Below are 24,763 nucleotides of genomic sequence, written 5' to 3'. Positions count from 1 at the left end.
GAGCCCTCGTCGGTCGACACCGACGCCTCGAGTCGGGGCACCGACGACCGCGGCGTCTCGGCGCCGGTTACACAGGAACGTTCGTGACTGAATTAACTCGGAACCGAGGCAAACATTCGTTCAGACCGCGGTTTTAACCGATCGCGACCGCAGTGTGCGTGGTATGGAGTTGCACAATCGGGACGTGCGGACGGACGTTCGGGAACTCGGGGCGCTGGTGGGAGACGTATTGGCCGCGCAGGCCTCGACCGAGGCGTACGAGACGGTCGAGACGCTTCGGAACGCGGCGATCGACTATCGACGGGGAGACGCCCCGAACCGCGACGCCCTCCACGAGGCGGTCGACGACCTCTCGACGACCCGCGAGGAGGTCGTCGCCCGGGCGTTCACGACCTACTTCGAGCTGATCAACCTCGCCGAGGAGCGCGAGCGCGTCCGCGCGGTCCGGAACGCCGACGACGGGACCGCCCTCCACGACTCCTTCGACGCGACGATCGCCGAGTTCGCCGAGGCCGGCGTCGACGCCGACGAGTTAGAGGAGCTGCTCGCCGACGTGCTCATCGAGCCGACGTTCACCGCCCATCCCACGGAGGCCCGGCGTTCGACGGTGAAGTCCAAGCTCCGCTCCATCGCGAACCACCTCGGGGAGCTCGACGAGCGCAACCTCACCGACCGCGAGCGGCGCGCCGTCTGGCGCGACGTCACCGCCGAGGTGACCAGCCTCTGGGGCACCCGGCAGGTCCGCCAGCGGGCGCCCGAGCCGGAAGACGAGGCGCGAAACGTCCAGTGGTACCTCGAGAACACCCTCTTCGACGTCGTCGGCGACGCCTACGAGGAGTTCGAGGAGACCATCTCGAAGGAGTACGACGACGTCGACTGCCCGAAGCTCTTCGAGTTCCGCTCGTGGGCCGGCTCCGACCGCGACGGCAACCCGTTCGTCACCCCCGAGGTGACCGACGAGACGCTCGAACGCCAGCGCGAGGTCGCCGTCGAGAAGTACCGCGACCGGTGTAAGCGGCTCTCGGCCGTGCTGAGCCAGGACGGCGACCGGTACGCCGCCGGCGACGCGCTCGCGCGCTCGCTCGCGGCCGACGCCGAGCGGTTCCCGACGGTCGTCGAGGAGGCGCGCGAGCGCTACCCCGACGAGCCGTACCGGCAGAAGCTCCGGCTGATGCGCGAGCGCCTCGACCGCGTCAACGACGTCCGCCCGGGCGAGTACCCCGACGGCGACGCCTTCCTCGACGACCTCGACGTCATCGCCGAGTCGCTGCGCGAGGACGGCCAGGAGTCGGTCCTCGAATCCTTCGTCGAGCCGTTCCGCCGGCAGGTGGACACGTTCGGGCTCACGCTGGCGTCGCTCGACTTACGCGACCACCGTGAGAACCACACTGAGGCCGTCGCCGAGGCGGTCGCGGTCGAGGGCGTCGACTACGAGGGGATGGACGAGGACGAGCGCGTCGACTTCCTCACCGAGGCGATCCTTCAAGAGGAGCCGGTCGTCGACATCGACGAGCCCGGCGACGTCTCGGAGACGACCGAGCGCGTCCTCGAACGGTTCGAGTCGTTCGCGGAGTGGCAGGAGGAGTACGGCCAGCAGGCGATCGACACCTACTGCATCTCGATGACGGAGGAGCCCAGCCACGTGCTGGAGGTGCTCTTCTTGTCCGATCAGGTCGGCGTCGTCTCCCTGCCCGACCACTGCGCGGTCGACGTGGTCCCGCTCCTCGAAACCGAGTCCGCGCTTAACGGCGCCGAGCGCATCCTCGGAACCCTCTTCGAGAACGAGGCGTACGCGACCGCGCTGGAGGCGCGCGGCGAGGTTCAGGAGGTGATGCTCGGCTACTCCGACTCCAACAAGGAGAACGGGTTCCTCGCGGCGAACTGGGATCTCTACGAGAACCAGCGCCGGATCGCCCGGTTCTGCCGCGAGGAGGACGTGACGCTCCGGCTGTTCCACGGCCGCGGCGGCTCCATCTCGCGCGGCGGCGGCCCGATGAACGAGGCGCTGCTCGCGCTGCCGAATGAGACCGTCACCGGCCAGGTGAAGTTCACCGAGCAGGGCGAGGCGATCGCCGAGAAGTACGCCAACCCGCGGATCGCCGAGCGCGAGCTCGAACAGATGCTCGACGCGCAGATCCGCGCCCGGAAGGAGGCGAACGAGGAGCCGGTCGAGGACGTGCCCGACCGCTGGGTCGAGGCGATGGAGATCATGGCGCCCGCGGCGCGGGAGACGTACCGCGACCTCCTGAACACGGACGGGTTCGTCTCCTACTTCGAGCAGGCGACGCCGATCAGCGTCGTCGAGGACCTCAACCTCGGCTCCCGGCCCGCCTCGCGCTCGGGCGAGCGCAGCGTCGAGGACCTGCGGGCGATCCCGTGGGTGTTCTCGTGGACCCAGACCCGGCTCATCCTCCCCGGGTGGTACGCGATCGCCTCCGGCATCGACGCCTACCTCGACGAGGTCGGCGAGGAGGAGGGGTTAGAGACGCTCCGCGAGATGTTCGACGAGTGGCCGTTCTTCCAGACGACCCTCGACAACGCGTCGCTGGCGCTCGCGCGCACCGAGCCGGAGATCGCCGCGGAGTACGCCGACCTCGCGGACGACGACCTCCGCGAGCGCTTCTTCCCCGAACTCGTCGGCGAGTACGAGCGCGGGCGAGAACTGGTCTTAGAGATTAGCGGCCGCGACCAGCTGCTCCGGCGCGAGTGGCTCGAAGAGAGCCTCGACCGCCGGAACCCCTACGTCGACCCGCTGAACCTCCTCCAGGCGAACCTCCTCGGGCGTACCCACCGCACCGACGAGGAGGAGCGCACCCTTCGACTCACCGTCAACGGCATCGCCGCCGGGATGAAGAACACGGGATAGTCAGCGCGTCTCCCGCCCGGCGTCCTCCTTCACCTGTCCGCGTCGCCGGCGGGCTCCCCGTCTGCGTCGCCGGCGGGCGACCAAACCACGTCGTCCCCGACCGCGATCGTTCCCGACTCGACGATCCGAGCGTCGAGTCCGCCGCGGCCATCGAGCGCGGCCGCCGCGTCCGCCTCCTCCGCGAGGTCCGCCATGTACCCGCAGGGCTCGCAGTGACCGAGCCCCTCGAACACCGCCTCACCCACCCGGAACCGTTCGCCGACGAGGTCGTCGAGGGCGACGCCGCGCGTGGTGAGGTTGCGTCGATGGGCGCCCGCGGTCAGGTCGACGCCGAACTCCTCGGCCGCGACCGCGAGCGCCTCGCCCGCGATCAGCGTCACGTCGCTCGGCTCCAAGTCCGCCTGCTCGTTGTAGATCCCGTCGCCGTCGAAGTAGCGGTCGCCGCGAAGCCCCCGGTCGGCGACCGCCTCGACGGCCGCTCGCGGCTCCGGGTCGCCCCCCGTTCCCGAGGCGACGTGGATCCGTTCGACCGCGCCGGCCTGCGAGTCGGTCATCCGCGAATCACGCTCGGAGTCACGGCCGGATTCGGCGCCGAGGGAGCAAGAGGCTGGCGGCGAGGGCGGCGGGACGACGTCGGCCAAGGAGGCGAGGACCGGGACGGAGGCGAAAGTCGGCGACCCCACAATTTCGTATAGCGATATGAAATACATCGGCTGAGTGCGGTCGAAACGTCCGAGATACGAAACCCTCCGGCGAGTGGCCGTCTAACGCGGAATAGCGGTCGCTAACGGATCCAGAGGCCGGCCCGGCAGGGCTGCCGCTAACGGATTCGTACGGTCGAAAACGAGAAAACAGCTATCTACGCGTAGCGTTCGAGTTCCGGGCGGTCGAGATCTTCGAAGACCTCGGTCGCGACCTCAGAGAGGAACGCCTCGCCCTCGTCGGAGACGCGGCGCCCCTCGCCGCTCGCGGTCGTGACGAGTCCGTCCTCTTCGAGCGCCTGGAGCGCCGAACGGATGAGCTTGCGGGAGCCGCCCTCGTGCTCGCCAGGGCGAACGACGTAGCGGTTCGAGCCGCGCTTCTTCGAGCCGTACTCGGTCGCGAGCCGCTCGATGCCGATCGGCTCGTTCTGGGCGACCTTCCGCAGGAGGCTCGCGGAGCGGACGTACCAGAAGTCGTCCTGCTCCGGCGGGAGCTCCTTGCCGGCGCCGGTCTTGGCGAACTCGACCCAGTCGGGCTCGTCGATGCGGTCCTCGAGTCGCGCCGCGACGGCCTCGATGAGGTCGTCGGCCGGCACGTCGTAGATGGTTACCATTGGGTGTCGATTCACGCCAGCGTCGTTTAAAACCATCGTATCGCGTACGGCCCGTGTGAGCCGTTTTCACGGGGTTGCGGGCCGCTGCGGGCGACTCGCGGATCGGAGCGAGGCCGAGCGCGGGGGCCGCGCCGCTACTCGACGTACTCGTACTTCCGCTCGTTCATCCGCCCCCAGCCGGTGAAGACGAACTCCCCGTCCGGCTGGGTGAACTCCTCGATCTCGCGTTCGACGTCCATGTCGTACTCGTGGACGTCGTGGACGTCCTCGTACTCGTCCCACGTGAGGTCGTAGCGGGCGTCGAGCTGGGCGTCGATGTCGAGCCCCTCGATCTCCGCGCGCCACCCCTCGCGGATCGTCTCGGCGTGGATCTCGGCCTGCGCGCCGGAGCCGTAGGAGGCGACGAGCAGCGTCTCGCCGACGAACTCGCGGTCGCGCTTCAGGGCGTCGCGCAGGGCGCTCACGCGGGCGATGTGGACGGAGCTGGTGTACCAGTTACCGACCTCGCGAGAGAGCCCGAGCGTCGGCTCGACGGCCGTGTCGTACCACGTCTGGTACTGCTCGGTCGTCTTCAGCTCGTCCATGTACCCGCGGATCGCCTCCTCGTACGCCTCGCGGTCCTCGTACTCGTCCTCGCGGGGCTGGCGGCCGATCTCGTCGGCGAGCGCGTCCTCGTGGGGCGTGTCGCGGATGACGTGCCGGTAGGCTAAGAGTGCCGCCTTCCGGACCATCCCCGGGAACGGCGTGTGGAACGGTGCGTACGCGAAGTCCTCCAGTTCGATGTCGTCGGTAACGGACTCGTAGTCCTCCAGGGCCTCTCGCATCCGGGAGAGGTACACCTGGACCGAGCGCTTCCCGTCGACGCTGGGGAACTGCTGGTTCGGCTTGAGGAAGTCCGTCTCGTCTTTCGACCCGTACCCCTGATCGGTCGAGAGCTCGACGAGCGAGGGGTCCTCGTCGATCAGCATCGCGACGGCGCCGGCGCCCTGCGTCGCCTCGCCCGGGTCGCCGCGGGCGTACAGCGCCGTGTCCGTCGTGATGACGATCGCGGGACGGTCGCGGTTCCGGCCCGCTCGGATCCAGTTGTACGCGTCGTCTATCGCCTGCGTACCGGCGAGGCAGGCGAACTTGCGCTCGCCCTTGTTGGCGTGGGTGAAGTCGCCGTCGTACACCTGTTCGAGGCAGCCCGCGATGTACGTCGACACGGGCTTCGAGTGGTCGAACGCCGACTCCGTGGCGACGTCGATCCGGCCGACGTCCTCGGGTTCGAGCCCCTTGCGGTCCATCAGCCCCTTGGCGGCGTTCGCCCCCATCGTGACGATGTCCTCGTACACGTCCGGGAACGAGGAGTTGTTGAGCCCGAGCCCCTTCGTGTACTTCTCGGGGTCGTCGCCCTTCTCCGGCGCGAACGTGCCCGGCAGGTCGAGTTTGAGCTTCCCGGTCCAGATCTCGATGCCGTCGATCCCGACTGCGGTCATACACGGTCGTTCACGAGACTGGCATATGGCTTTGTCGATGAGTATTACGTCGATCGTGGAACCTAGTAGTAGAGTACTTAATTGATACGAGGGACGGCTTTTCTAAGAGTCAGGTATATGTGATTCATCGAATCTACTGAGTCAGAGCCTGGAAGATTGTAATAATATTATGTTCTATGACGTGTCAGGAAGTAGTACAGGTAAAGTCAGGCTTTATCAATTCTCCGTCATTACCGATGGTAGCGGTACAGGTTTCGGATCCGCCAGGTCCCTCTACGATAGCTGTTATATCACGGTTGCCAGGGCTTTTTCCAATAGAAACTGTACCCGAACGATCAGTACTCGTCGCGCTACCTGAATCAGTTTCAAACGTGACTGAGTCAAACTGACCGTCAATATTCCAGTCAAACGAAACAGACCGCTGGCTCCCACTGGCAGTTAGGGAACCAAATATTGGCGGGCTCGGGTTTACCGGAGCAATAACTTCGACAGAGATGTTATCGACATCATCACCAGACGCGGCGAATAATGTGACATTGCCTTCCTGTTTAGCGGTAATATTCGCGGTGAAGTTACCATCGACGCTCGTGGTAGTGGTGTTCTCTTGATTGAAAGATGCTACCGCGGGATTCGTAGTCGAAAAGTCGATAATAGCATTATCCAAGGGTTCGTCATTAGCGCTTATACTCCCGTTTAGTTGTACATCGCCTATTGGAACAGAATTTCGATCGTACCACTCAATATCAAATATTCGATTCTCGACAGCTTGATTATTCTCGTCATCACTGCTGCCATTCTTCGCGATTGAATCTGTTGGCTTCTCCTGAATTCCGACCGTGTCCACTACCAGTTCTTCGTGGGTCGTGTTCAGTGTTAAGTTGTGAACCCCATTACCGCCGGCGTCCGAGACACCGCCGTAGACCTTGTCCGGGATGTCAGCATTGTCCCAGTATTCCTCGCCGCTTAATCGTGTTGGAATCTTAATAGTGAGCTCACCTTCGGGAATCCTATCAGTGGAGTTTCGACTCGGACGAAGCTCAAGAGTCGTCTGTTGGGTTCCACTTCGCCGGAACTCGTTTTGGAGGGCAGTGATTCGAACCTCACCGTCATCATTTACAAGGTTTTGATCTTCGATAATCACGACTCTACCTCCCTCTTCGTTAGCATCAAGATACAGCACAGAGGCGTCGTACCACGTCGGCGGATGGTCAATTTCGTTGTACCTCGGTTGGTACTGGATGAATCGGGTCGTGATGTTGACGGTGTCGCCTGATTCGCTGTGAATACTGATGTTGTATGGACCCCTCGTCTGTATCGTCCCCGACGGTGCCGGCGGGTTAATCGCAAACAGCCGGGGAGGATAATCAGTTCCCAGTCGAACTGTCTCGTACTGTACCCGGTCAGTAGTGCCTGCCCGCAATATCCCTGCCCTGAGGTCAACGAGATCGTTGCGAACCTCTTCGAAATGCTGGAACTCTACCTCCGCGTTCTCTTGCGGGACGATCTGTACCTGATACAGCGAGAGCGCTAAGATTAGGAACCCGAACAGGATCACCGTCCCGACCACGACCGACTGGCCCCGACGGTCGCGACTGAATCGCATTGTACGGTGTCGACGCCGAGCGGATATAAAAGCCTCCGTCCGACCTCTCAGTCGCGATACTCGGGCAGGTCCGATCGGGACCGAAACCGAACAAGGTCAGTCGCCGCCAGCTCGTCGCTCCGTCAGCCACGCCGACGCGACGGCCACAGCGCCCGCGAAGCCACCGAGCAGCACCGCCTGCGTCCAGTTAAAATCGAGCAGCGCCCCAGCGACGAGCGTGACGAAGAGGAAGGCGACCGTGAGGGCGGCGATCGTCGAGCCAAGGTCGGCCGAGGCGTTCGCGTCGGACATACCCGAACCTTGCGCGTCCGGGCGATAAAACCGGCCGATCGGCAGAGCCACACGGACGAATTGGGACGCAGCCGCCGGGACGGTAAGCCCTTGATAAATCACATATCGCGATATTAAATTGCGCCGTCACCCCGCCCGCCGACCGGTCGGTTTTTGCGCGCGGCGACTGTCCCGGCTCGTATGGCGAAACAGCCGCACCTGCTGGTCGAGGAGGGCGACGTTCACGAGATCGCGGTCATCCCTGGCGACCCGGGGCGCGTCGACCGGATCGCGGACCTCTGTGACGACAGCGAGGTCGTCGCGCAGAACCGCGAGTACAAGATCGTGAACGCGAGCTACGAGGGAACCGACCTCACGATCTGCTCGACAGGAATCGGCTGCCCGTCCGCCGCGATCGCCGTCGAGGAGCTCTCGCGCGTCGGCGTCGAGACGTTCGTCCGCTGCGGCACCTGCGGGGCGCTCCAGCCCGACATGGAGGTCGGCGACATGGTCGTCGCGACGGGCGCGGCCAAGGAAGAGGGGACGAGCAAGCGGTACGAAGATGAAGTGTACCCCGCGGTCCCGGACTACGACGTGCTCACCGGGCTCGTCGGGGCGGCCGAGGACAACGACGAGGAGATCCACGTCGGCCCCATCGTCTCCGACGACGCGTTCTACAACGAGGACGACGAGTACGTCGCCGACTGGAACGACGCGAACCTGCTCGCGATCGAGATGGAGGCGGCGACGGTCTTCTCGCTCGCGCGACGCAAGGGGCTCGCGGCGGGCGCCATCTGCACCGTCGACGGCAACCTCGTCGCGGGCTCACAGAAGGGCGCGGACTCCGACGACGAGCTGCCGGAGAAGGCGAAGGACAACGTCGAGCGTGCGATCCGGATCACGCTGAACGCGATCACGTCGCTGTAGGCGGACGATCGATACGTCGAGTTCTCAGTCCTCCGCGCGGAACTCCACGAGCGTCAGGTCGCGGTCGAGCGCGCACGTCTCGTGGGGCGGCTCGCCGAGCACCTGATCGATGACACGCTCCTCGTCGAAGTCGGCGCCGTCGGGCACGCAGTAGCCGTGGCTCGGGCACTCGGTGTGCGGGCAGGGACCCGCGAGCGACGCCTTGCTCCCGGCGTACGCGCGCTTCGAGGGGACGTTCGCGGGGACCGACGCGGGCTCGACCTCGACCGCGCGGACGCCGGCGTCGTGGACGGCGCAGTCGAGCGTCTGCGCGTTCTCGCGGATCCCGGTCACCCGGTAGCGGGTGCCCTCGGAGAGGTTGAGGCACTGGCCGCGGTAGGGGCATCCCTCGCAGTCGGCCGATTCCCCCTCGTAGACGAACTCGCGACCCACGTCCGCGAGCCGGGTCCCGATGAGCGTGACCGTGGTCATGCCCGGAGTGACGCGCCGAGTGTCCGTAAGCCTCCCGCCTTCGCGGGCGCCACCGAGGCGACCCGGGAACGAGGACGACGGCGGCCCGGAGGGCAAGACACATGTCCGCGCCTCGGCAACGACGGGCGAAGATGATCGCGGGAGTCGCGCGCGACCTGCGCGCCGAGGCCGAGCGGGCGAACGAGCGACGCGTCCTCGTGCTCGCCGGCGACCGCGACCACGCGCTCGACGCCGCCTACGACGCGATCGAGTCGCTCGGGGTCGGCGACAGAGACGTGACGATGGTCTCGACACGCGAGGGGTTCCGATTCGATGAAACGCGCCCGCGGAACGCCGACGGGCTACTGGGGCGCACCCGCGAAGCGGTCGTCCTCGACTGCCACGAGCGGTTCGTCCCGAACGCGCTCGGCCGCGCGGTCGGCGCGGTCGACGGCGGCGGGCTGTTGATCCTTCTGACGCCCGCGCTCGACGAGTGGCCGGCAGTCCGCGACCGCTTCGACGACTCGCTGGCGGTGCCGCCCTTCGGCATCGACGACGTGACGGGCCGGTTCCGGAAGCGCCTCGTTTCGACGCTCCAGACGCACCCCGGAATCGCGGTCGTCGCGCTTGGGGACGAGGCGGGCGACCGCCTAGAGCGCGACGGACTCACCGGGGAGCGGACCGACCAGCGCGACGGGCCGGGCGAATCCGTCGACCCGCCGAGCGCACCGCCCGGCGCGACGTTTCCCGCGGCCGCGTACGGCGCCTGTCTCACGGCCGATCAGTCGCGGGCGCTGCGGGCGTTCGAGGGGCTCGCCGACCCCGGCTCGGCCGTCGTGGTCGAATCGGACCGCGGGCGCGGGAAATCGAGCGCGGCGGGGCTCGCGGCGGGGTCGCTCGCGCTCGGGGGACGCGACGTACTCGTCACCGCGCCCGCGTTCCGGAACGCGGCGGAGGTGTTCGCTCGGACGCGGGAGCTGATCGAAGCGGAAACGGACGGCGACGACGAGAGCGAGCACGACGACGGCGAGGTCGACGAGCGCGACCTCCGGACGCCGGCCGGCGGTCGCGTCCGCTTCCTGCCGCCCGCGGCCGCGGCGGAAGTCGCGGCCGAGGCGGACGCGGTCGTCGTCGACGAGGCGGCGGCACTCCCGGTGCGGCTGCTGGAGGGGTTCCTCGACGCGCCCGCGGTCGCGTTCTGTACGACGGTCCACGGCTACGAGGGGGCGGGCCGCGGGTTCGCGGTGCGCTTCCGCGAGCGACTGCTCGACTCGCACTTTTCGGTTCGCGACATCCGACTCGACGAGCCGATCCGATACGCGCGGAACGACCCCGTCGAGGCGTGGGCGTCGCGTGCGCTCCTGCTCGACGCCCGGCCCGCGGTCGACACGGCCGTTTCCGGCGCGTCCGTCGAGGACGCGACCTACCGCGCGCTCGACCCGGCCGACCTGCTCGCGGACGAGACGCTGCTCGGGGAGGCGTTCGGGCTGCTCATCGCCGCGCACTACCGGACCGAGCCGAACGACCTCGCGCGCTTGCTCGACGCGCCGAACCTCGTCGCGCGGGCACTCGTCGCGGACGGCCGCGTGGTCGCGGTCGCGCTCCTCGCGCGCGAGGGGGGACTCGACGCCGAGACGCGGCGCGGGATGTACGAGGGCGAGCGCGTCCGCGGCAACATGGTGCCGGACGTGCTCACGAGCCAGCTGCGCGATGAGGCCGCGGCTGAGCCGCGCGGGCTACGGACGGTCCGGATCGCGACCCACCACGCGCTCCGGGACGCGGGGTTCGGCTCGCGGCTGCTCGACGAGGTCCACGCGGAGTTCGGCGACGAGATGGACTACTTCTCGGTCGGCTACGGCGCGACGCCGCGCCTGCTCCGGTTCTGGCGCCGGGCGGGCTACCGCACCGTCCACCTCTCGACGAGCCGGAACGACGCGTCGGGCGAGTACTCCGCGATCATGCTCCGGCCGGAGACCGAGGCCGGTCAGGAGCTGCTCGACCGCCACGCGGTCGCCTTCCGGGACCGCGAGCGCGACGGGCTCTCGGACGCCCACCGCGACGTCGACCCGGACGTGGTCCGGGGCGCGCTCCGCGCCTGCTCCGCCCCGGTCCCGGTCGACCTCACCGAGATCGAGTGGCGCTCGGTCGTGGGCGCGTCGGTCGGCCCGGGGATGTACGACACCGCGCCGGGCGCGTTCCGCGACCTCGCGCTCGCGGCGCTGATCGAGGGGAGCGACCTCGACGACCGCGCGGAGCGCCTGCTCGTCCGGAAAGTGCTTCAGGGCCGGCCGTGGGAGGAGGTCGCCGAAGAGTTGGATTTCGTCTCGACGAGCGCGTGTATGCGCGCGCTCGGCGACGCCTTCGTCCCGATCGTGGAGCGGTACGGTACCGAGTTCGCGCGAAAGGAGCGGGAGCGGTTTATAAACGAGTGAACGAACCGGCGGCGACTATTTATAAATAGATCTGCGGCGGCGCGTGCCGGCGAGCGGCCGGAGCGAAGCGACGGCCGCGAGTCGCACGCGCGAGGGAGTCGGGCGCTCCGAGGGCGACCGAAGGGAGCCCGAAGGATGCGCCCGACGAGGCTGGGGAGGCGTGAGGTGCCGTGCGGAGCCGTGGGCGGGACGGGACTCAAAGGGGCAGCCGTGAGGCCGCCGTAGGCGACGTAAGCACTGGAGCGAGGGAGCGAACGGAGTGAGCGACCGAGTGAAGCGCGCAGCGAGCGTACGGCGGCCTCACGGCTGGGGCTTTGGAGGTGTTCACCGCCGATCCACAGCCAGCTGTTTATAAACGAGCGGCTGGGGCTTTGGAGGTGTTCACCGCCGATCCACAGCCAGCTGTTTATAAACGAGCGGCTGGGGCTTTGGAGGTGTTCACCGCCGATTCACAGTCAGCGGCTTATAACCGAGCGACTGGGGCTTTGAAGATGTTCACCGCCGATCCGCTGTCAACTATTTATAAAAGAACAACTCGGACGACGCAATCCGTCACCACACGACCAACAGCGACACCAACTATTTATAAGCGATTTTCGCGCCCGGGGTCGACGTCGATAGCATCGACCGGGCAGACGTCGACGCAGAGCATACAGTCGATACACTGGTCCTCGTCGGCCGGGTTCGCCTTGCGCTCGGACTCCGGGTGCCCCGGCGTCTCGACCCACTCGAACACGTCGACCGGGCAGTCCTCCAGACACGCGCCGTCCGCGAGACAGATGTCGAAGTCGACCGCGACGTGGGTGCCGCGGATCCCCTGTTTCTCCGGCGGTTCGACGGGGCCCCAGACGGCGACGCCGTCCTCCTCGCCGACCCGCTCGCGGTTCACTTCGAAGTTCGAGTCGATGGCCATCGTTGCCCTCGCTTCGCCGGTCGCGGGTTTAAACTCCCCGACGAACGGATTCGGTCGGTCGGCCGGAACGGACCCGGCCGGACCGAAGACGCAGAGCTACGGGTGCGCGTAGTACGCCAACAGGTCCTCGGCGCCGTCCGGGCCGTCCTCCTCGTCGGTCGCCTCGGGGTCGAGCGCGTCGATCCGGGCGAAGCCGACGCGCACGAACTGGACGACCGTGTCGGGGTCGACGTCCGCGAGCGCCGGCTCGGCGATCCCGCGCACGTCGCCGTCGACCGTCCGCAGGAGGGTTTCGAGCCCCTCGTCGGCGGGCGCCCAGTGGATCACGTCCACGTCGCCCTCGCGGACGATCTCGATGTCGGCGTCGAGGAAGGCCAGTTCGTCGCCCTCGTAGCGGACGGGGCCGTACCCCTTCAGCCAGACGCGCTCGCCCTCAGGCGGGAGGTCGCCGTACTCGACGACGACGCGGCCGGCGGGCACCTCGCGCTCGCCGCGGTCCGGGTGTTCGGGGTGGAATCGCGGGTGGCCCGCCTCGGGCGCGGCCGCGTCGCCGTCGACGACCGGCAGCTCGACGGCGGGGTCGTCCTCGCGGTCGCGGACGAAGAAGTAGCGGTTCGCCTCGTCGTCGACTAAGTCGCGGTTGTTGGCGTAGACGGACGACATCGCGAGGTCGACGTCGGAGGTGGACATCCCGAGTTCGGTCATCGAGTCGACGAGGGCCTGCCCCTGGATTCCGCGGCGGCGCATCGACCGGATCGTCGGCGCGCGCGGGTCGTCCCAGCCCGTCAGCTCGCCGTCCGCGATGAGGCCCTTGATCGTCGACGTCGACAGCTTCACGTCGTACTCGTCGACCTGAACGTGGCCCCAGTGGAGCACCTCGGGGTACTCCCAGTCGAAGTAGTCGTAGACGAACCGCTGGCGCTTCGCGGAGTCCTGGAGGTCGATGCCGCGGATGATGTGCGTGACGCCCGTGAGGTGGTCGTCGACGCCGGACTGGAAGTCGAGCATGGGCCAGCAGCGGTACTCTGCGGCCTCCTCGCGCGGGTGCGGCGTGTCGATCATCCGGAAGGCGACCCAGTCGCGCAGGGCGGGGTTCTTGTGTTCGATGTCGGTCTTCACCCGCAAGACCATCTCGCCGGAGCCGTACTCGCCGTCGACCATCGCCGCGAACTCCTCGCGGACCGTCTCGACGTCCTTCTCGCGGTGCGGGCAGGCCTCGCCCGCGTTCTTCAGCTCGGAGAACTCGTCGCCGGAACAGGAGCAGGTGTACGCGCCCCCGAGGTCGATCAGCTCGCGGGCGTGGTCGTAGTACGTCTCTAAGCGGTCCGACGCGCGGAGGACGCGGTCGGGCTCGAAGCCGAGGTACTCGATGTCCTCGAGGATGGCGTCGTACGCGTCGAGGTCGGGCCGCTTCGTCTCCGGGTCGGTGTCGTCGAACCGGCAGATGAACTCCCCGTCGTAGCGCTCCTTGTACGTCCCGATGACGGCGGGCATGCGCGCGTGGCCGACGTGCCACGGGCCGTTCGGGTTCGGCGCGGCGCGCATCACGACCTCGCCGTCCTCGGCGTTCGGGAGGTCGGGGAGGACCCGGTCGTCCGCCGCGTCGTCGGCCTCGAGCTCCGCGAGCCGCTCGGGCGCGAGTTCGCCGAGCCGCTCCCGGCGTTCGGCCTCGTCCATCTCGCCGACCTCGTTCACGACCGGCGCGAGGACGCCCGGAATCTCGTCGCCGTGCGGGCGGAACTCGGGGTTCTCGCCCATGATCGGGCCCATGATCGCGCCCACGTCCGGGTCGCTGCCGTGCTTGAGCGCGTTGTAAAGCGCCGCGGCCTCGCCGGCCGCCGCGACGCGCTCGCGGAGTTCGTCGTCCATACCGCCGACTTGTCGGGGTCGGGTCAAAAACGCCGCGAAACGGTGGGGAGGGGCGAGTCCCGGCCTCGCCGCGTCGGCGAGGCGCCGCGGGCGACGCGAGCGGCAGCCGGTGAAACCGCGGCGCGCGACCACGGCCGCCGCGACGCGCCGCGGCGACGTTCGGGACGGCGGGTAGGGGCATCCGACACGAGCGCTCGGATCGGCTTAAACGACCCAGACCGTTCACGGCGGTAACGGTCCGCTACCGGCGTGAACTGTCGAGACGCTTTTCAAAGAGCGGAACCCAGTGGGCCGATTGGTCGTCGCGCGCCGACCTCTCGCGCCGGCCTCGTCGCGCGCCGGCCTCGTCGCGCGCCGGCCTCGTCGCGCGCCAGCCGTCACCGCGTGTCGGGGCGAAGAGCGCCGGAGACCCGAACGGGTTCGTCGCCTTGATAGTCGCCGGGCGCGTGGTGAGCGCATGAGCGTCGCGTCGGTGCCCGTCGGAACGCGAGGGGGAGCGCGGTGGTAGGACCCATCTCTGAGGCGGAGCGAGACGCCGGGAACCGGAAGATCAAGCTCGTGCTGCTCGCGATCGTCACGGCCTCGCCGCCGCTTATCGCCCTCCAGTTGGACCCGTCGCCGATACAGCTCCTGGCCGCGACCGGGGCCGGATTCGGCCTCGGCCTCGTCGTCGTGTGGTACCTCGGGCGGCTCGCGGCGGAGTTCGCCGGCAGCGGCCCCCGGCGTCGGCGACGGCGCTGAGGTCAGTCGGCGCCAGTCTCCGCGCCCCGGGCCGGCTCGACGAGGTCGCCCGCCTTCTCGCCCGCGACGGACCGAGAGCTCGACAGCGGGGAGATGCTCACCTCGCCCTCGACGGCCGCGCGGCGGTCGGAGCCGGGGTCGTCTTGGACGTTTCCGCGCAGGAATTCCCGCCAGAAGCGGTCGCGCAGCTCCATCCCCATCTCGCCGCGCCGCTCGCCGAACTCCCAGCCCTCGGGGACGTTCTCGTCCTCGGGCCCCTCCTCGCCCGGACGGAACTCGATCACGTCGAAGCCGCGCGCGGGCTCGGTCAGCCGGTAGGTGGGGTCCGCCGCCGCCTCGTCGTCCGCGGCCGGGACGTTGACGTTCAGCACGTCGGCGCCGAAGGGAAGTGCGAGCGGGCCGTCGCTCCTGTCCCGCTCCCCTCTCTCGGCGCGGTCGAGCAGGTCGGCGACGACTTCGCCGGCGACCGCGAAGTCGCCGTTGTCCAGCGTCGGCGGCACGGGGAGGTTGCCGCGGTCGTACAGCGAGACCGCGATCGCGGGCGTGCCGAGGAAGGAGGCCTCCATCGCGGCGCCGACCGTGCCGGACTGCCCGAGGATGTGCGCGCCGATGTTCGGCCCGTGGTTGCAGCCGGAGACGACGACGTCGGGGTCGAGCCCGAGCGCCACGTCCGCGACCGCGACGCAGTCCGCGGGGGTGCCCTCGACCGCGTAGCCGCGGTCCGTCTCGGTGTAGTCGACCGTCGTGTCCCACCACGAGCGCGCGCCGCCGACGCCGGACTGGTTCGTCGCGGGCGCGACGACCGTCACGTCGTAGTCGCGCGAGAGCGCGTCCGCGAGCGCCCGGATCCCGACGGCGTCGATCCCGTCGTCGTTGGTGAGCAGGATCTCGGTTGGCATGTGTCACCCTGCGGGGGGACGGGAGAAAACGTCGCCGGTCCGCGGCGAACGCGGAACGGACCCGAAGGGCGAAGGAGAAATGCAGCGGGAGGAACGTCGCGGGCGTCGACCGAGTGGTACTCCGTGTGGTCAGCGGAGGGTGCCGGAACCGGAAAAGCGGGAACTCGGTGCGCCGAGCGGTCAGTCAGCCGCGACTCGACGCGACGAGGTCGCCAGGTCGAGCACCTCGTCGAAGAAGCCGAGCGAGTCGTGCGGGCCGGGGTTCGCCTCGGGGTGGTACTGGCGGGTGATGACGTCCAGCTCCTCGCTGTCGAGGCCCTCGACGGTGTCGTCGTTGACGTTCACCTGCGTCACTTCGAGCGGGCCGGTGTCGGCGACCGTGTAGCCGTGGTTCTGGGTGGTCATCACGACCTTGTCGGTGCGGAGGTCCTTGACCGGCTGGTTGACGCCGCGGTGGCCGAACGCCATCTTCTCCGTCGAGCCGCCGAGCGCGCTCGTGATCACCTGTTGGCCGAGGCAGATCCCCGCGAGGGGGAGCTCGCCCGCGAACTCGTCGACGACTTCCTGGGCGGCGACGAAGTTCTCCGGGTCGCCCGGGCCGTTCGAGACGAACAGCACGTCGGGGTCGATGGCCGCCACGTCCTCTGGGGTCGCGTCGTACGGGAGAACGTGGACGTCCGCGCCGCGCTCGGTGAGCGAGGAGACGATCGAGCCCTTCGCGCCGCAGTCGAGCATCGCGACGTCGACGCCGACGCCGTCGGCGCTCTCGTGGACGGTCGGCTCGGCGACCGAGACCTGCGCGCCGATGTCGACGTGGTCGCTCATCGGCTTGCACGCCTCCATCTCTTCGACCGCATCCTCGGGGGTCGCGTCCGGGCCGGCGGCGATCCCGCAGGCCATCGCGCCCTCCTCGCGGACGGTGGTGACGATCTCGCGGGTGTCGACGTGGTCGACGGCCGGCACGCCCTCGCCGGCGAGCCAGTCGGCGACGTCGTCGGTCAGCTCGCGGGCGATCGCCGCGCGGGGCTGGACCGACTCGGACTCGAACCGCTCGCTTCGGACGCCGTAGTTCCCGATCAGGGGGTACGAGAAGGTGAGGATCTGTTCGGCGTAGGAGGGGTCAGTGAGCGACTCCTCGTAGCCGGTGTACGCGGTCGTGAACACCAGTTCGCCGCGGGTCCGCCCCGGCGAACGGGCGCGCGCTTCGAGCACGCGTCCGTCGGCCAGCGCGATGTAGGCGTCCGACATTACGAGAAACGTACGCGCAAAGGATAATAAATGCGTCGTTCGAAGGTTCGTTACGATATTCGTAACGGGTAAGGCGACGGGCGAGAGACGGACCGGTATGGACGACCTCGACCGACGGATCCTCTCGATCCTGCGACGGGACGCGCGGACCCCGTACACGGAGATCGCGGACCGGGTTGGGACCTCCGAGGGGACCGTGCGCAACCGCGTCGACCGGATGACCGACGAGGGCGTGATCGAGCGGTTCACGGTGACGACCCGCACCGGTAACGTGAAGGCGATGATCGAGATCTCGGTGGAGATGAACGTCAACACGGACGAAGTCGGCCAGCGGATGGTGGAGTGGGAAGAGGTGGACTTCGTCTGGCAGGTGTCGGGCGAGGAGGACATCGTCCTCGTCGTCGACGCGGTCGACACGCGCGCGGTCAACGAACTGATCACGCAGGCCCGAGAGATGGACGAGGTCAAGTCGACGAAGACGCGGCTCATCCTCGACGAGCGGCTGGGGTGAGTTCAGCGGAAGTCCCCGGCTCCGTTCGCACGGAGACGCTGACGGTGCTGGCTCGCCGTCGAAGCGGCCGAACCGGCCGTCCGAAAGTCCGGGGCAGACCGAGAGCGCCGCTCAGGTCGACTCGGACCCGGCGGCGGCTTCGGCCGATCTCGTCGTCCTGTCGGTTCCCGGCGGTTCGTCGCCCTCGCTGTCGAACGCTCGCCGGTTCCGAAGCGTGAACAGCACGAACAACACGAGCCCGACACCGCGCAGCGTCACGTCAAGCAGGAGCGCGTTGACGGAGACGGTCACGTCGACGAGCGCGAGCATGTCGAAGACGGACGTAGAGAGCATCCCCGGCGCCATCAACAGGAGGGAGCTGAGCGCGAACGCGATTCGACCGAACCGGTCGACCCGAGTGTACAGCGTTCCGATGATGGTGGCGCCGAGGGCGACCACGCCGAGGAAGACGCCGACGACGGGGACGAGGATCTCGGGCACCGAGTACGACAGCTCCGCGAGGTCGGAGAAGTTGACCACACGGTATCGGTCGCGGAGCGGCAGATCGGCGGCGTTCGCCTTCTCACGTAGCAGGACGATCCCCGGCGCGAGCACGAACGCGAAGGGAACGATCGCCTTGTTCAGCGACAGCGAGAACGCCTTCACTCCGGTCTCGAACGGGTCCGACTTTGCGACGCCGCTCGCGGCGTACGCCGCCACGGCCACCGGCGGCGTGATGTCGGCGATGACGCCGAAGTAGAGGATGAACAGGTGTGCGGCCAGCTCCGGGATGCCGAACTCGACGAGCGGCGTCGCCAGCATCGAGATGAGGATGATGTAGGTGACCGTCGTCGGCATCCCCATTCCGAGGATGATGCTCGCGACGGCCGTCACGAGCAGCATGACGACGATCGACCCGCCGGAGAGCGCCAAGAGGAGGGAGGTGAGGTTCGGGCCGAGCCCGGAGACGCTGATGACGCCGGGGATGATCCCGGCGGCCGCGACCGCGATGACGACCGGAACGGCCGTTCGAGCGCCCTCCTCCATCGACTTGACGACGAACGTCCCGACCCGGAACAGCTGGTTGTCACCGAGGTCTCGGCCGGCTCGATCGCCGGCCGATTCGGCCGCGTTCTGGACGGTGGGATTGAGGTCGAGCACCTTGGACTGGACGTCCGAGTACACGAGCATCGTCACCGTGCCGGCGAGCATCGCGTACCAACCGATCCGCGGGCCGACTATCGAGAACGCCTCCGCGATCGGGATCCCCGCGCCGGCGTTACCACCCACCAGACCGCTCACCGGAACGCCCGCCACGACGTAGCTCGCTAGCTCGACGCCGAAGAGGACCGCGATCGAACTGAGGAGGAACGCGCGGGTCTCCTCGCTGTACGCCGCGAGAAACGTGATAAGTGACACCAGCGCCACGAGCGTGAACCACGCGGAGCGAGACACCGAGAGTCGCGCACCGATGAGGTAGTAGAGGAGGAGCACGATCGGCACGAGGTAGAACCACCCGCGCGCCAGGTGTGTCCCGAGTGACTCGGACTCCGCGTCTTCGATCCCCCCGATACCTTCCTGAACCGCCTTGAGGTGGACCATCACCCAGACGCCGAAGAAGAAGACGATAGCGGGGATGGTCGCGAGGATGATGATCTCCCGGAACGGCGTGGCGGTGTACTGGACCATGAGGAACGCCGCCGCCCCCATCACCGGCGGGAGGATCTGTCCGCCGGAGGACGCCGAGGCCTCGACCGCGCCGGAGAACTCGGGCGAGTATCCCGATCGCTTCATGAGCGGTATCGTGAACGCGCCCGTGGTGACTGTGTTCGCGATCGACGAGCCCGAGATGGTCCCCATGAAGCCGCTCGCGAGGATGCTCGCCTTCGCGGGGCCACCCTTTCGGTGACCGGTGACGGCATACGCGAGGTCGATGAACCACTGGCCCGCACCGCTCATCTCCAGGAACGACCCGAACAGGATGAAGATGTAGATGAAGCTAACGGAGACGGTTACCGGAATACCGAACACCCCGTTTTCGGTGTTGTACCAGAGGTTCTGAACGATGTCCGGCCAGGTGAGCTCCGGGATCGCGAGCAGTCCGAGGAACGGCGTGCTACTGCTTATCAGGTACCCCCACCGGGCGTAGACGATGAAGCTGGCGACGATGAGCATGAGCGGGAGCCCGAGCGTCCGTCGAGTGGCTTCGAGCACCAGAAGGACGCCGAGAACACCCAGAATCATCGCGTACGAGTACTCGCTGATGAACGGGATCCCGCCCAGAATCGGCTCGAGGAACGGGTAGACACCGGTGACCGGTCGGCCGCCTTCGAGGCCGAAAAAGCGCATGTCCTGAATCTCCGCGAACTCCGTCAGGAAGTAGAACGCGGAGAGCCCGGACGCGATCATACAGAGCACGTCGAAGGGGGTGACGCGGCTCCGATTGGGATCCAAAAACGCCCAGCGGAACGCTCCTCGAATCCGATTGACCGCTGTCGCGAGCGGGCCGTCGGAACCGAACGCGTCCTCGACGCCGTCGGCAAGGCGTCCCAAATTCTGCGAGACGAACCCGTCGCCCATGCTCGCGGGGAACATCAGGAACGTGAGCACGAGCGCGAACGCGACGTGGATCGCGTTAGCCTGTAGCAGCTGTAACGAGACCTGAAAGTCCTCGACGAACGGGAGGGGAACCACGAACGTGAAGCTCCGCGCCGCGAGCACCAGCTGGAACAGGGAAAAAGAGATTCCGATCACGGCGACGGCGAGGGCGGCGAGCCCGTGTAACGACCGCCGGCGCTCGATCTCGTCGATGATCTCGTCGGCCTCCTCTCTGGAAATCTCCTCGCCTTCGCCGGGTTGTGTGGTATTCGTGCTCATTGGAATACGTCCGTTAGCGTCCGGTGCTCGACGCGAATGCGAACGTCGGTGGCGTTCGTCTCCGCAACCAAGTCATACTGCTGATCCTCGACGATCAGGGAGTGGTTCGCGATCCGGCCGGGTGAGACCGAAAGCGTTTCGAGCGTCATGATCGGTCCCGGCGGATCGTATACGAAGGTACCGTTAACGTTCGTTACGTTTACGCCCGACGGGAGCCCCCAGCCGTACGATTGGAACTCCATACGTGTGTTCACGAGGGAGTCCCCCTCGACACGATACTCGTCGTACACGGGGGTCTTCTCGACGCTGTGGGTGTACTCCAGCGCGACCGTACTTCCGTTGTCGACGGGCTGTGTGATGTAGTGTTCTCCCGTGTCGATGTCCTCGACGACGAGCACCTGGCCAGTCGGAGCAGCGAGGGCGACGCCGGCGAGCGCCACGACCAGCGCGAGCGCTACCACCGCCAGCGCCGGAGCCAGCCGGGATCGTGAGGGTATGTGACGCGTTACCACGTGTGGTTGTTGAGTGTGGAGTGAGTGTTGTGGTATCGAGCAGGGTGTGGGTGCGCCGCGTCTCGATCACGAGACGCGAGCGCGAACGGTGTGTCAGTGTGCGTCGATCGGCGCCGATCAGGCGTCGAAGTACGCCGCCGCACCCTCGTGGAGTTCGATCGACATCCCGTCCTGTGCGCTGTCGACGGTGATGAACTCCGTCTTGATCGACAGTTCGTCGAGGTTGTCGAAGATGGCCGCAGTCACCGATTCGACGGTGTCGGCGGGCACGCCCGAGTTCGTAGCGATCATCGCCTGCACCGCGACGGTCTCAACGGCCTCGTCGACGCCGGTGTACGTCCCGGCTGGGATCGTGTCGTCGGCGAACCACGAGGCGGCGTCCTTGACGGCCGCACGGTTCTCGCCCGTGATGGGAACGATGTTGACGTCGTTCGTGTTCGCGAGGTCTTCAATCGCGCCGACCGGCCAGCCGCCAACGACGAATGCCGCGTCGATGTCGCCGTTTGCGAGCTGTTCGGACGCCTGCGAGAAGCCGGCGTTTTGTTCGTTGTAGTCGGTGATCCCGACGGCTTCGAGAATCTGATTCGCGTTGACCTGTGTCCCGGAGCCGAGGTCCCCAGTATTGATCGTCGCGCCGCTGAGGTCGCCCAGAGTCTCGATTCCAGAGTCTGCCAGGGTGACGACCGTGATCGTTTCGGGGTACAGCGTCGCGACGCCCTGGAGGTTCTCGATCGCGTTGTCTTGGAACGTATCGATGCCGGTCCCGTTCTTCGCGAAGTACGCGATGTCGTTCTGGATGAGCGCGAAGTCCGCGGACTCGTCCGCGAGACTCCCGACGTTCTCGACACTCGCGCCCGTCGACTGGACGTTCAGCGAGAAGTCCGTGTTCGCCTCGACGATAGTCTTGATCTCGTTCGAGAGCGGGTAGTACGTGCCACCGGTACCGCCGGCGTGCCAGCTCAGGCGCGTCTCGGTGTCGCCACCGTCGCTTCCGTCGCCGCCGTCTCCACCGTCGCTTCCGTCGCCGCCGTTTCCGCTACAGCCGGCCAGTGCGACCACGCCAGCGAGACCGGTCGCTTCGAGGAATCTACGTCGTGTTCGGTGTGAAGTCATACAGCATCCGGTTCTGGATCCGACTATATATAACTAAGGATGTCATAGGTACACGGTTGTGAATACATGAATCTGTAGCGGTGTCTTCTACGCAGTTCGGTTTGTAATTTGTGGCTATTGTGACTGCGAATTTTCGAAGATAGCGCAGCCGATCGAAACTCGGGCCGCCCAAGCGGCCCGTTCGCTATCTTAGATAACGCCCGAGACTGGAGCGGCGCTCGACGGGAGCGTTTCGATGCCGATAAAACCGAAAATTCCGCGCGGTTCGAACCCTCGCTTACGCCAGCTCGTCGATCTTCTCGACGACGGCGTCCGCGAACTCGCTGGTCGCGAGCTTCTCGCCGCCCTCGATCTGCCGGTGGAGGTCGTAGGTGACCTTCCCGGAGGCGATCGTCTCCTCGACGGCGTCGCGCACGAGGTCCGCGGCGTCGTCCCAGCCGAGGTAATCGAGCATCTCGCGGCCCGAGAGGATCATCGCGGTGGGGTTCACCTTGTCCTCGCCGGCGTACTTGGGCGCGGAGCCGTGGACCGGCTCGGCGAGACAGCGGCCGTGGCCGCGGTTGATGCCGGGCGCGATGCCGAGGCCGCCGATCTGCGCGCCGGCGGCGTCGGACATGTAGTCGCCGTTGAGGTTCATCGTCGCGATGACGGAGTACTCGTCGGTGCGGGTCAGTAGCTGCTGGAGCATGTTGTCCGCGATGCGGTCGTTGACGACGACGGTGCCCTCGGGCTGTTCGCCGTCGTGTTCGTCCCACAGCTCGTCTTCGGTGATCACGTCCTCGCCGTACTCCTCCTCGGCGACCTCGTAGCCCCAGTCACGGAACGCGCCCTCAGTGAACTTCATGATGTTCCCCTTGTGGACGAGGGTGACCGAGTCGCGGTCGTTGGCGAGCGCGTAGTCGATCGCCTCGCGGACGAGCCGCTTCGAGCCGAACTCAGAGATGGGCTTGACGCCGAGCCCGACCGGACCGTCGTGGATGACGTCGGCGATCTCCATGTCGTCTTCGAGGAAGTCGCGTACCTTCTCGGCGCCCTCGGTGCCGGCCTCCCACTCGACGCCGGCGTAGACGTCCTCCGTGTTCTCACGGAAGGTGATCATGTCCATCTTCTCGGGACTTTTCACGGGTGACGGAACGCCCTCGATGTAGTAGGTCGGGCGGACGTTCGCGTAGAGGTCGAGCGTCTTCCGGAGCGCGACGTTCAGCGAGCGGAAGCCGGCGCCGACCGGCGTCGTCAGCGGGCCCTTGATCGCGACGCGGTGGTCGCGGATGGCCGAAACGGTGTCGTCGGGGAGGTTCTCGTCGTACTTCTCGCGGGCGGACGAGCCGGCGTAGACGCGCATCCACGCGATGGATCGGCCCGTCGCCTCGGCGGCGGCGTCGAGTACCTGCTGCGCGGCCGGCCCGACGTCGGTGCCGATCCCGTCGCCGTGGATGATCGGGATGATCGGATTCGAAGGAACGTTCAGCTCGCCGGTCTCCTCGTCGGCGAGCGTGATAGCTTCGCCGTCGTCGGGGACGTCGACCTTATCGTAGCTCATGAACGTTCGTGGATTCAGTTGGGCCCCTAAAGTGCCTGCCGTTTTCGGCGTGAGCGTCGCGCTCGCAGCGTTTGCCGGTTCTACCTCCGGTCTGCGTCAGACCGGTTCGACCTCGACGTCGAACATCGACCGCCAGCGGTAGCGCCGCCCGCCCCAGACGAACGTCCGACGCGCGAGCGCGTACGCCATCAGCGGCGGGGCGATCAGCACCCCGGGCGCCGCGAGCAGGAACGTCGCGCGGTCGATTCCGAACCGGGCGTACGCGGCCCCCGCGAGCGCCGTGACGAGTGCCACGCCCGCGACCGGCGCGAGCAGACAGAGCGCGGCCATGACGACGCCGAAGACGGCGTTGAACGCGGTCGCGGTCGGGGCGTGGTACCGGGTGATCGTGAAGAATCGGACGAACCGCTCCAGCGACCCCCGGAGCGAGCCGCCGGCCTCGACGTACCGCGTGCGGTCCGCCGCCGAGACGTCGAGGTGTTCGGTGAGCGTCCCGTCGTCGCTGACGGTCCGCCGGAGGTCCCGCCGGAACGCCGCCTCCCCGTCGCGGAGGTCGTCGCGCTCGAAGATCACCGCGCCGCCCCACGCGACGCCGGCGGCGAACACCGCGAGCGTCCCGCCGATGACGTACGCCGGCTCGAACAGCCGGGCGAGCGGGTCGAGCCCGACGAACACCGGGACCTCCGTGGTCGGTCCCTGTCGCTCGTAGTCGGCGGAGAGGGTCGCCAGCCAGTCGGACGGGTGATGAAAGTCGTCGTCCGTCCAGGCGATCCGGTCGTTTTCGGCCGCCTCCATCCCGGCCGCGATGGCGTTCGCCTTCCCGGAGCAGCCCTCCGGCTCTCCCGCGACCACGATCCGGACCCGCTCCGGCAGGTCGCCGTGTCGGTCCGCGACGGGGTCGTCCGCGGAGTCGCAGATCACGAGGAGTTCGTCGGCCGCGGGGTCGGCGCCGTCGGCGTCGCGGTCACCGTCGCCCTCACCGCCCTCCCCAGCGCCGCCGAACGCCTCGGGACCGCGGAGCTGCGCCGCCACCTCGTCGCAGGCGTCGGTCCAGCGGACGGTCGGGAGCAGGACCGACACCGGCGTCGGGCCCGTCGACGCCGAGCTCGGTTCCGAATCGGTCACGCCGTGCGGTTCGGGCGGCCGATTGATAAACGGGGGCGGTCGAACCGCGGGCCCGTTCGTCGCCTCCCCGGCGTCGTCGGTCGTCACGATGCCCC

20 protein-coding genes are annotated in these 24,763 nt (G+C 67.5%); 5 read left to right on the top strand and 15 right to left on the bottom strand.

The window, feature by feature from the left end:
• Nucleotides 1-163 precede the first annotated feature (163 nt).
• On the top strand, nt 164-2,866 hold the full coding sequence (gene ppc / locus B378_RS0111325; RefSeq protein WP_017343895.1) for a phosphoenolpyruvate carboxylase: 2,703 nt from the start codon (nt 164-166) through the stop codon (nt 2,864-2,866).
• Nucleotides 2,867-2,895: 29 nt separating this feature from the next.
• Here the strand turns inward: ppc and B378_RS0111320 are convergent, their stop codons facing one another.
• The 5 genes from B378_RS0111320 to B378_RS0111305 all read right to left on the bottom strand — a co-directional run bounded on the left by B378_RS0111320 (nt 2,896) and on the right by B378_RS0111305 (nt 7,553).
• Nucleotides 2,896-3,420, bottom strand: a complete 525-nt coding sequence (locus B378_RS0111320; protein ID WP_017343894.1) for an MOSC domain-containing protein — start codon at nt 3,418-3,420, stop codon at nt 2,896-2,898.
• A 305-nt stretch (nt 3,421-3,725) separates the two neighbouring features.
• Nucleotides 3,726-4,181, bottom strand: coding sequence for a 30S ribosomal protein S19e (locus tag B378_RS0111315; RefSeq protein WP_017343893.1), 456 nt, complete (start codon nt 4,179-4,181; stop codon nt 3,726-3,728).
• Nucleotides 4,182-4,315: 134 nt separating this feature from the next.
• Nucleotides 4,316-5,659 carry a hydroxymethylglutaryl-CoA synthase gene (gene hmgB / locus B378_RS0111310; protein WP_017343892.1) on the bottom strand — a complete coding sequence of 448 codons (1,344 nt, stop codon included), beginning with the start codon at nt 5,657-5,659 and terminating at the stop codon, nt 4,316-4,318.
• A gap of 184 nt (nt 5,660-5,843) precedes the next feature.
• Nucleotides 5,844-7,262: a hypothetical protein gene (locus B378_RS16820; RefSeq protein ID WP_155118213.1), complete on the bottom strand. Its 1,419-nt coding sequence runs from the start codon at nt 7,260-7,262 to the stop codon at nt 5,844-5,846.
• Between the two features lie 96 nt (nt 7,263-7,358).
• A complete protein-coding gene (locus B378_RS0111305; RefSeq protein WP_017343891.1) occupies nt 7,359-7,553 on the bottom strand; it encodes a hypothetical protein in 195 nt (64 codons plus the stop codon).
• A gap of 180 nt (nt 7,554-7,733) precedes the next feature.
• On the opposite strand from B378_RS0111305, the gene B378_RS0111300 reads away from it, so the two are divergent.
• The gene (locus tag B378_RS0111300; protein ID WP_017343890.1) at nt 7,734-8,459 is read left to right on the top strand and encodes a nucleoside phosphorylase; all 726 of its coding nucleotides are present in this window, start codon (nt 7,734-7,736) and stop codon (nt 8,457-8,459) included.
• A 24-nt stretch (nt 8,460-8,483) separates the two neighbouring features.
• Here the strand turns inward: B378_RS0111300 and B378_RS0111295 are convergent, their stop codons facing one another.
• Nucleotides 8,484-8,930, bottom strand: coding sequence for a UPF0179 family protein (locus tag B378_RS0111295; RefSeq protein ID WP_017343889.1), 447 nt, complete (start codon nt 8,928-8,930; stop codon nt 8,484-8,486).
• Nucleotides 8,931-9,061: 131 nt separating this feature from the next.
• On the opposite strand from B378_RS0111295, the gene tmcA reads away from it, so the two are divergent.
• A complete protein-coding gene (gene tmcA / locus B378_RS0111290) occupies nt 9,062-11,341 on the top strand; it encodes a tRNA(Met) cytidine acetyltransferase TmcA (RefSeq protein WP_017343888.1) in 2,280 nt (759 codons plus the stop codon).
• Nucleotides 11,342-11,924: 583 nt separating this feature from the next.
• Here the strand turns inward: tmcA and B378_RS0111285 are convergent.
• The gene (locus B378_RS0111285) at nt 11,925-12,254 is read right to left on the bottom strand and encodes a ferredoxin family protein (RefSeq protein WP_017343887.1); all 330 of its coding nucleotides are present in this window, start codon (nt 12,252-12,254) and stop codon (nt 11,925-11,927) included.
• A 96-nt stretch (nt 12,255-12,350) separates the two neighbouring features.
• Complete coding sequence (locus tag B378_RS0111280) at nt 12,351-14,123, bottom strand: glutamate--tRNA ligase (protein WP_017343886.1); 1,773 nt, start codon at nt 14,121-14,123, stop codon at nt 12,351-12,353.
• 501 nt (nt 14,124-14,624) lie between these two features.
• Here B378_RS0111280 and B378_RS0111275 point away from each other — a divergent pair.
• The gene (locus B378_RS0111275; RefSeq protein WP_017343885.1) at nt 14,625-14,864 is read left to right on the top strand and encodes a hypothetical protein; all 240 of its coding nucleotides are present in this window, start codon (nt 14,625-14,627) and stop codon (nt 14,862-14,864) included.
• Between the two features lie 2 nt (nt 14,865-14,866).
• On the opposite strand, the gene surE is transcribed toward B378_RS0111275, so the two are convergent.
• Entirely contained in the window at nt 14,867-15,763 is an 897-nt protein-coding gene (gene surE / locus B378_RS0111270; protein WP_017343884.1) for a 5'/3'-nucleotidase SurE, read from the bottom strand.
• A 180-nt stretch (nt 15,764-15,943) separates the two neighbouring features.
• Nucleotides 15,944-17,011 carry a glutamine-hydrolyzing carbamoyl-phosphate synthase small subunit gene (gene carA / locus B378_RS0111265; protein WP_017343883.1) on the bottom strand — a complete coding sequence of 356 codons (1,068 nt, stop codon included), beginning with the start codon at nt 17,009-17,011 and terminating at the stop codon, nt 15,944-15,946.
• Between the two features lie 97 nt (nt 17,012-17,108).
• Here carA and B378_RS0111260 point away from each other — a divergent pair, with 97 nt between their 5' ends.
• The gene (locus B378_RS0111260; RefSeq protein WP_017343882.1) at nt 17,109-17,522 is read left to right on the top strand and encodes an Lrp/AsnC family transcriptional regulator; all 414 of its coding nucleotides are present in this window, start codon (nt 17,109-17,111) and stop codon (nt 17,520-17,522) included.
• A gap of 111 nt (nt 17,523-17,633) precedes the next feature.
• On the opposite strand, the gene B378_RS0111255 is transcribed toward B378_RS0111260, so the two are convergent.
• The 5 genes from B378_RS0111255 to B378_RS0111235 form a co-directional block, all read right to left on the bottom strand.
• A complete protein-coding gene (locus tag B378_RS0111255; RefSeq protein ID WP_017343881.1) occupies nt 17,634-20,378 on the bottom strand; it encodes a TRAP transporter permease in 2,745 nt (914 codons plus the stop codon).
• Entirely contained in the window at nt 20,375-20,839 is a 465-nt protein-coding gene (locus B378_RS0111250) for a DUF1850 domain-containing protein (RefSeq protein WP_017343880.1), read from the bottom strand. Before B378_RS0111250 ends, B378_RS0111255 begins: the two co-directional genes overlap by 4 nt.
• A gap of 168 nt (nt 20,840-21,007) precedes the next feature.
• A complete protein-coding gene (locus B378_RS0111245) occupies nt 21,008-22,003 on the bottom strand; it encodes a TAXI family TRAP transporter solute-binding subunit (RefSeq protein WP_026046266.1) in 996 nt (331 codons plus the stop codon).
• 277 nt (nt 22,004-22,280) lie between these two features.
• The gene (gene icd / locus B378_RS0111240; protein ID WP_017343878.1) at nt 22,281-23,543 is read right to left on the bottom strand and encodes an isocitrate dehydrogenase (NADP(+)); all 1,263 of its coding nucleotides are present in this window, start codon (nt 23,541-23,543) and stop codon (nt 22,281-22,283) included.
• Between the two features lie 96 nt (nt 23,544-23,639).
• The gene (locus tag B378_RS0111235) at nt 23,640-24,668 is read right to left on the bottom strand and encodes a glycosyltransferase family 2 protein (RefSeq protein ID WP_017343877.1); all 1,029 of its coding nucleotides are present in this window, start codon (nt 24,666-24,668) and stop codon (nt 23,640-23,642) included.
• Nucleotides 24,669-24,763 lie beyond the last annotated feature (95 nt).

It is taken from the genome of Halorubrum sp. T3 (genome assembly GCF_000296615.1).
Classification (GTDB): Archaea; Halobacteriota; Halobacteria; order Halobacteriales; family Haloferacaceae; genus Halorubrum; species Halorubrum ruber.
Note: the sequence above shows the minus strand (reverse complement) of the source record. Positions and strands in the feature narration are given on the sequence as shown.

Bases quoted from the DNA above. Each gene is read 5' to 3' on its own strand.
- ppc (WP_017343895.1), top strand. From the start codon at position 164: ATGGAGTTGCACAATCGGGACGTGCGGACGGACGTTCGGGAACTCGGG.
- B378_RS0111320 (WP_017343894.1), bottom strand. From the start codon at position 3,420: ATGACCGACTCGCAGGCCGGCGCGGTCGAACGGATCCACGTCGCCTCG.
- B378_RS0111315 (WP_017343893.1), bottom strand. From the start codon at position 4,181: ATGGTAACCATCTACGACGTGCCGGCCGACGACCTCATCGAGGCCGTC.
- hmgB (WP_017343892.1), bottom strand. From the start codon at position 5,659: ATGACCGCAGTCGGGATCGACGGCATCGAGATCTGGACCGGGAAGCTC.
- B378_RS16820 (WP_155118213.1), bottom strand. From the start codon at position 7,262: ATGCGATTCAGTCGCGACCGTCGGGGCCAGTCGGTCGTGGTCGGGACG.
- B378_RS0111305 (WP_017343891.1), bottom strand. From the start codon at position 7,553: ATGTCCGACGCGAACGCCTCGGCCGACCTTGGCTCGACGATCGCCGCC.
- B378_RS0111300 (WP_017343890.1), top strand. From the start codon at position 7,734: ATGGCGAAACAGCCGCACCTGCTGGTCGAGGAGGGCGACGTTCACGAG.
- B378_RS0111295 (WP_017343889.1), bottom strand. From the start codon at position 8,930: ATGACCACGGTCACGCTCATCGGGACCCGGCTCGCGGACGTGGGTCGC.
- tmcA (WP_017343888.1), top strand. From the start codon at position 9,062: ATGATCGCGGGAGTCGCGCGCGACCTGCGCGCCGAGGCCGAGCGGGCG.
- B378_RS0111285 (WP_017343887.1), bottom strand. From the start codon at position 12,254: ATGGCCATCGACTCGAACTTCGAAGTGAACCGCGAGCGGGTCGGCGAG.
- B378_RS0111280 (WP_017343886.1), bottom strand. From the start codon at position 14,123: ATGGACGACGAACTCCGCGAGCGCGTCGCGGCGGCCGGCGAGGCCGCG.
- surE (WP_017343884.1), bottom strand. From the start codon at position 15,763: ATGCCAACCGAGATCCTGCTCACCAACGACGACGGGATCGACGCCGTC.
- carA (WP_017343883.1), bottom strand. From the start codon at position 17,011: ATGTCGGACGCCTACATCGCGCTGGCCGACGGACGCGTGCTCGAAGCG.
- B378_RS0111260 (WP_017343882.1), top strand. From the start codon at position 17,109: ATGGACGACCTCGACCGACGGATCCTCTCGATCCTGCGACGGGACGCG.
- B378_RS0111255 (WP_017343881.1), bottom strand. From the start codon at position 20,378: ATGAGCACGAATACCACACAACCCGGCGAAGGCGAGGAGATTTCCAGA.
- B378_RS0111245 (WP_026046266.1), bottom strand. From the start codon at position 22,003: ATGACTTCACACCGAACACGACGTAGATTCCTCGAAGCGACCGGTCTC.
- icd (WP_017343878.1), bottom strand. From the start codon at position 23,543: ATGAGCTACGATAAGGTCGACGTCCCCGACGACGGCGAAGCTATCACG.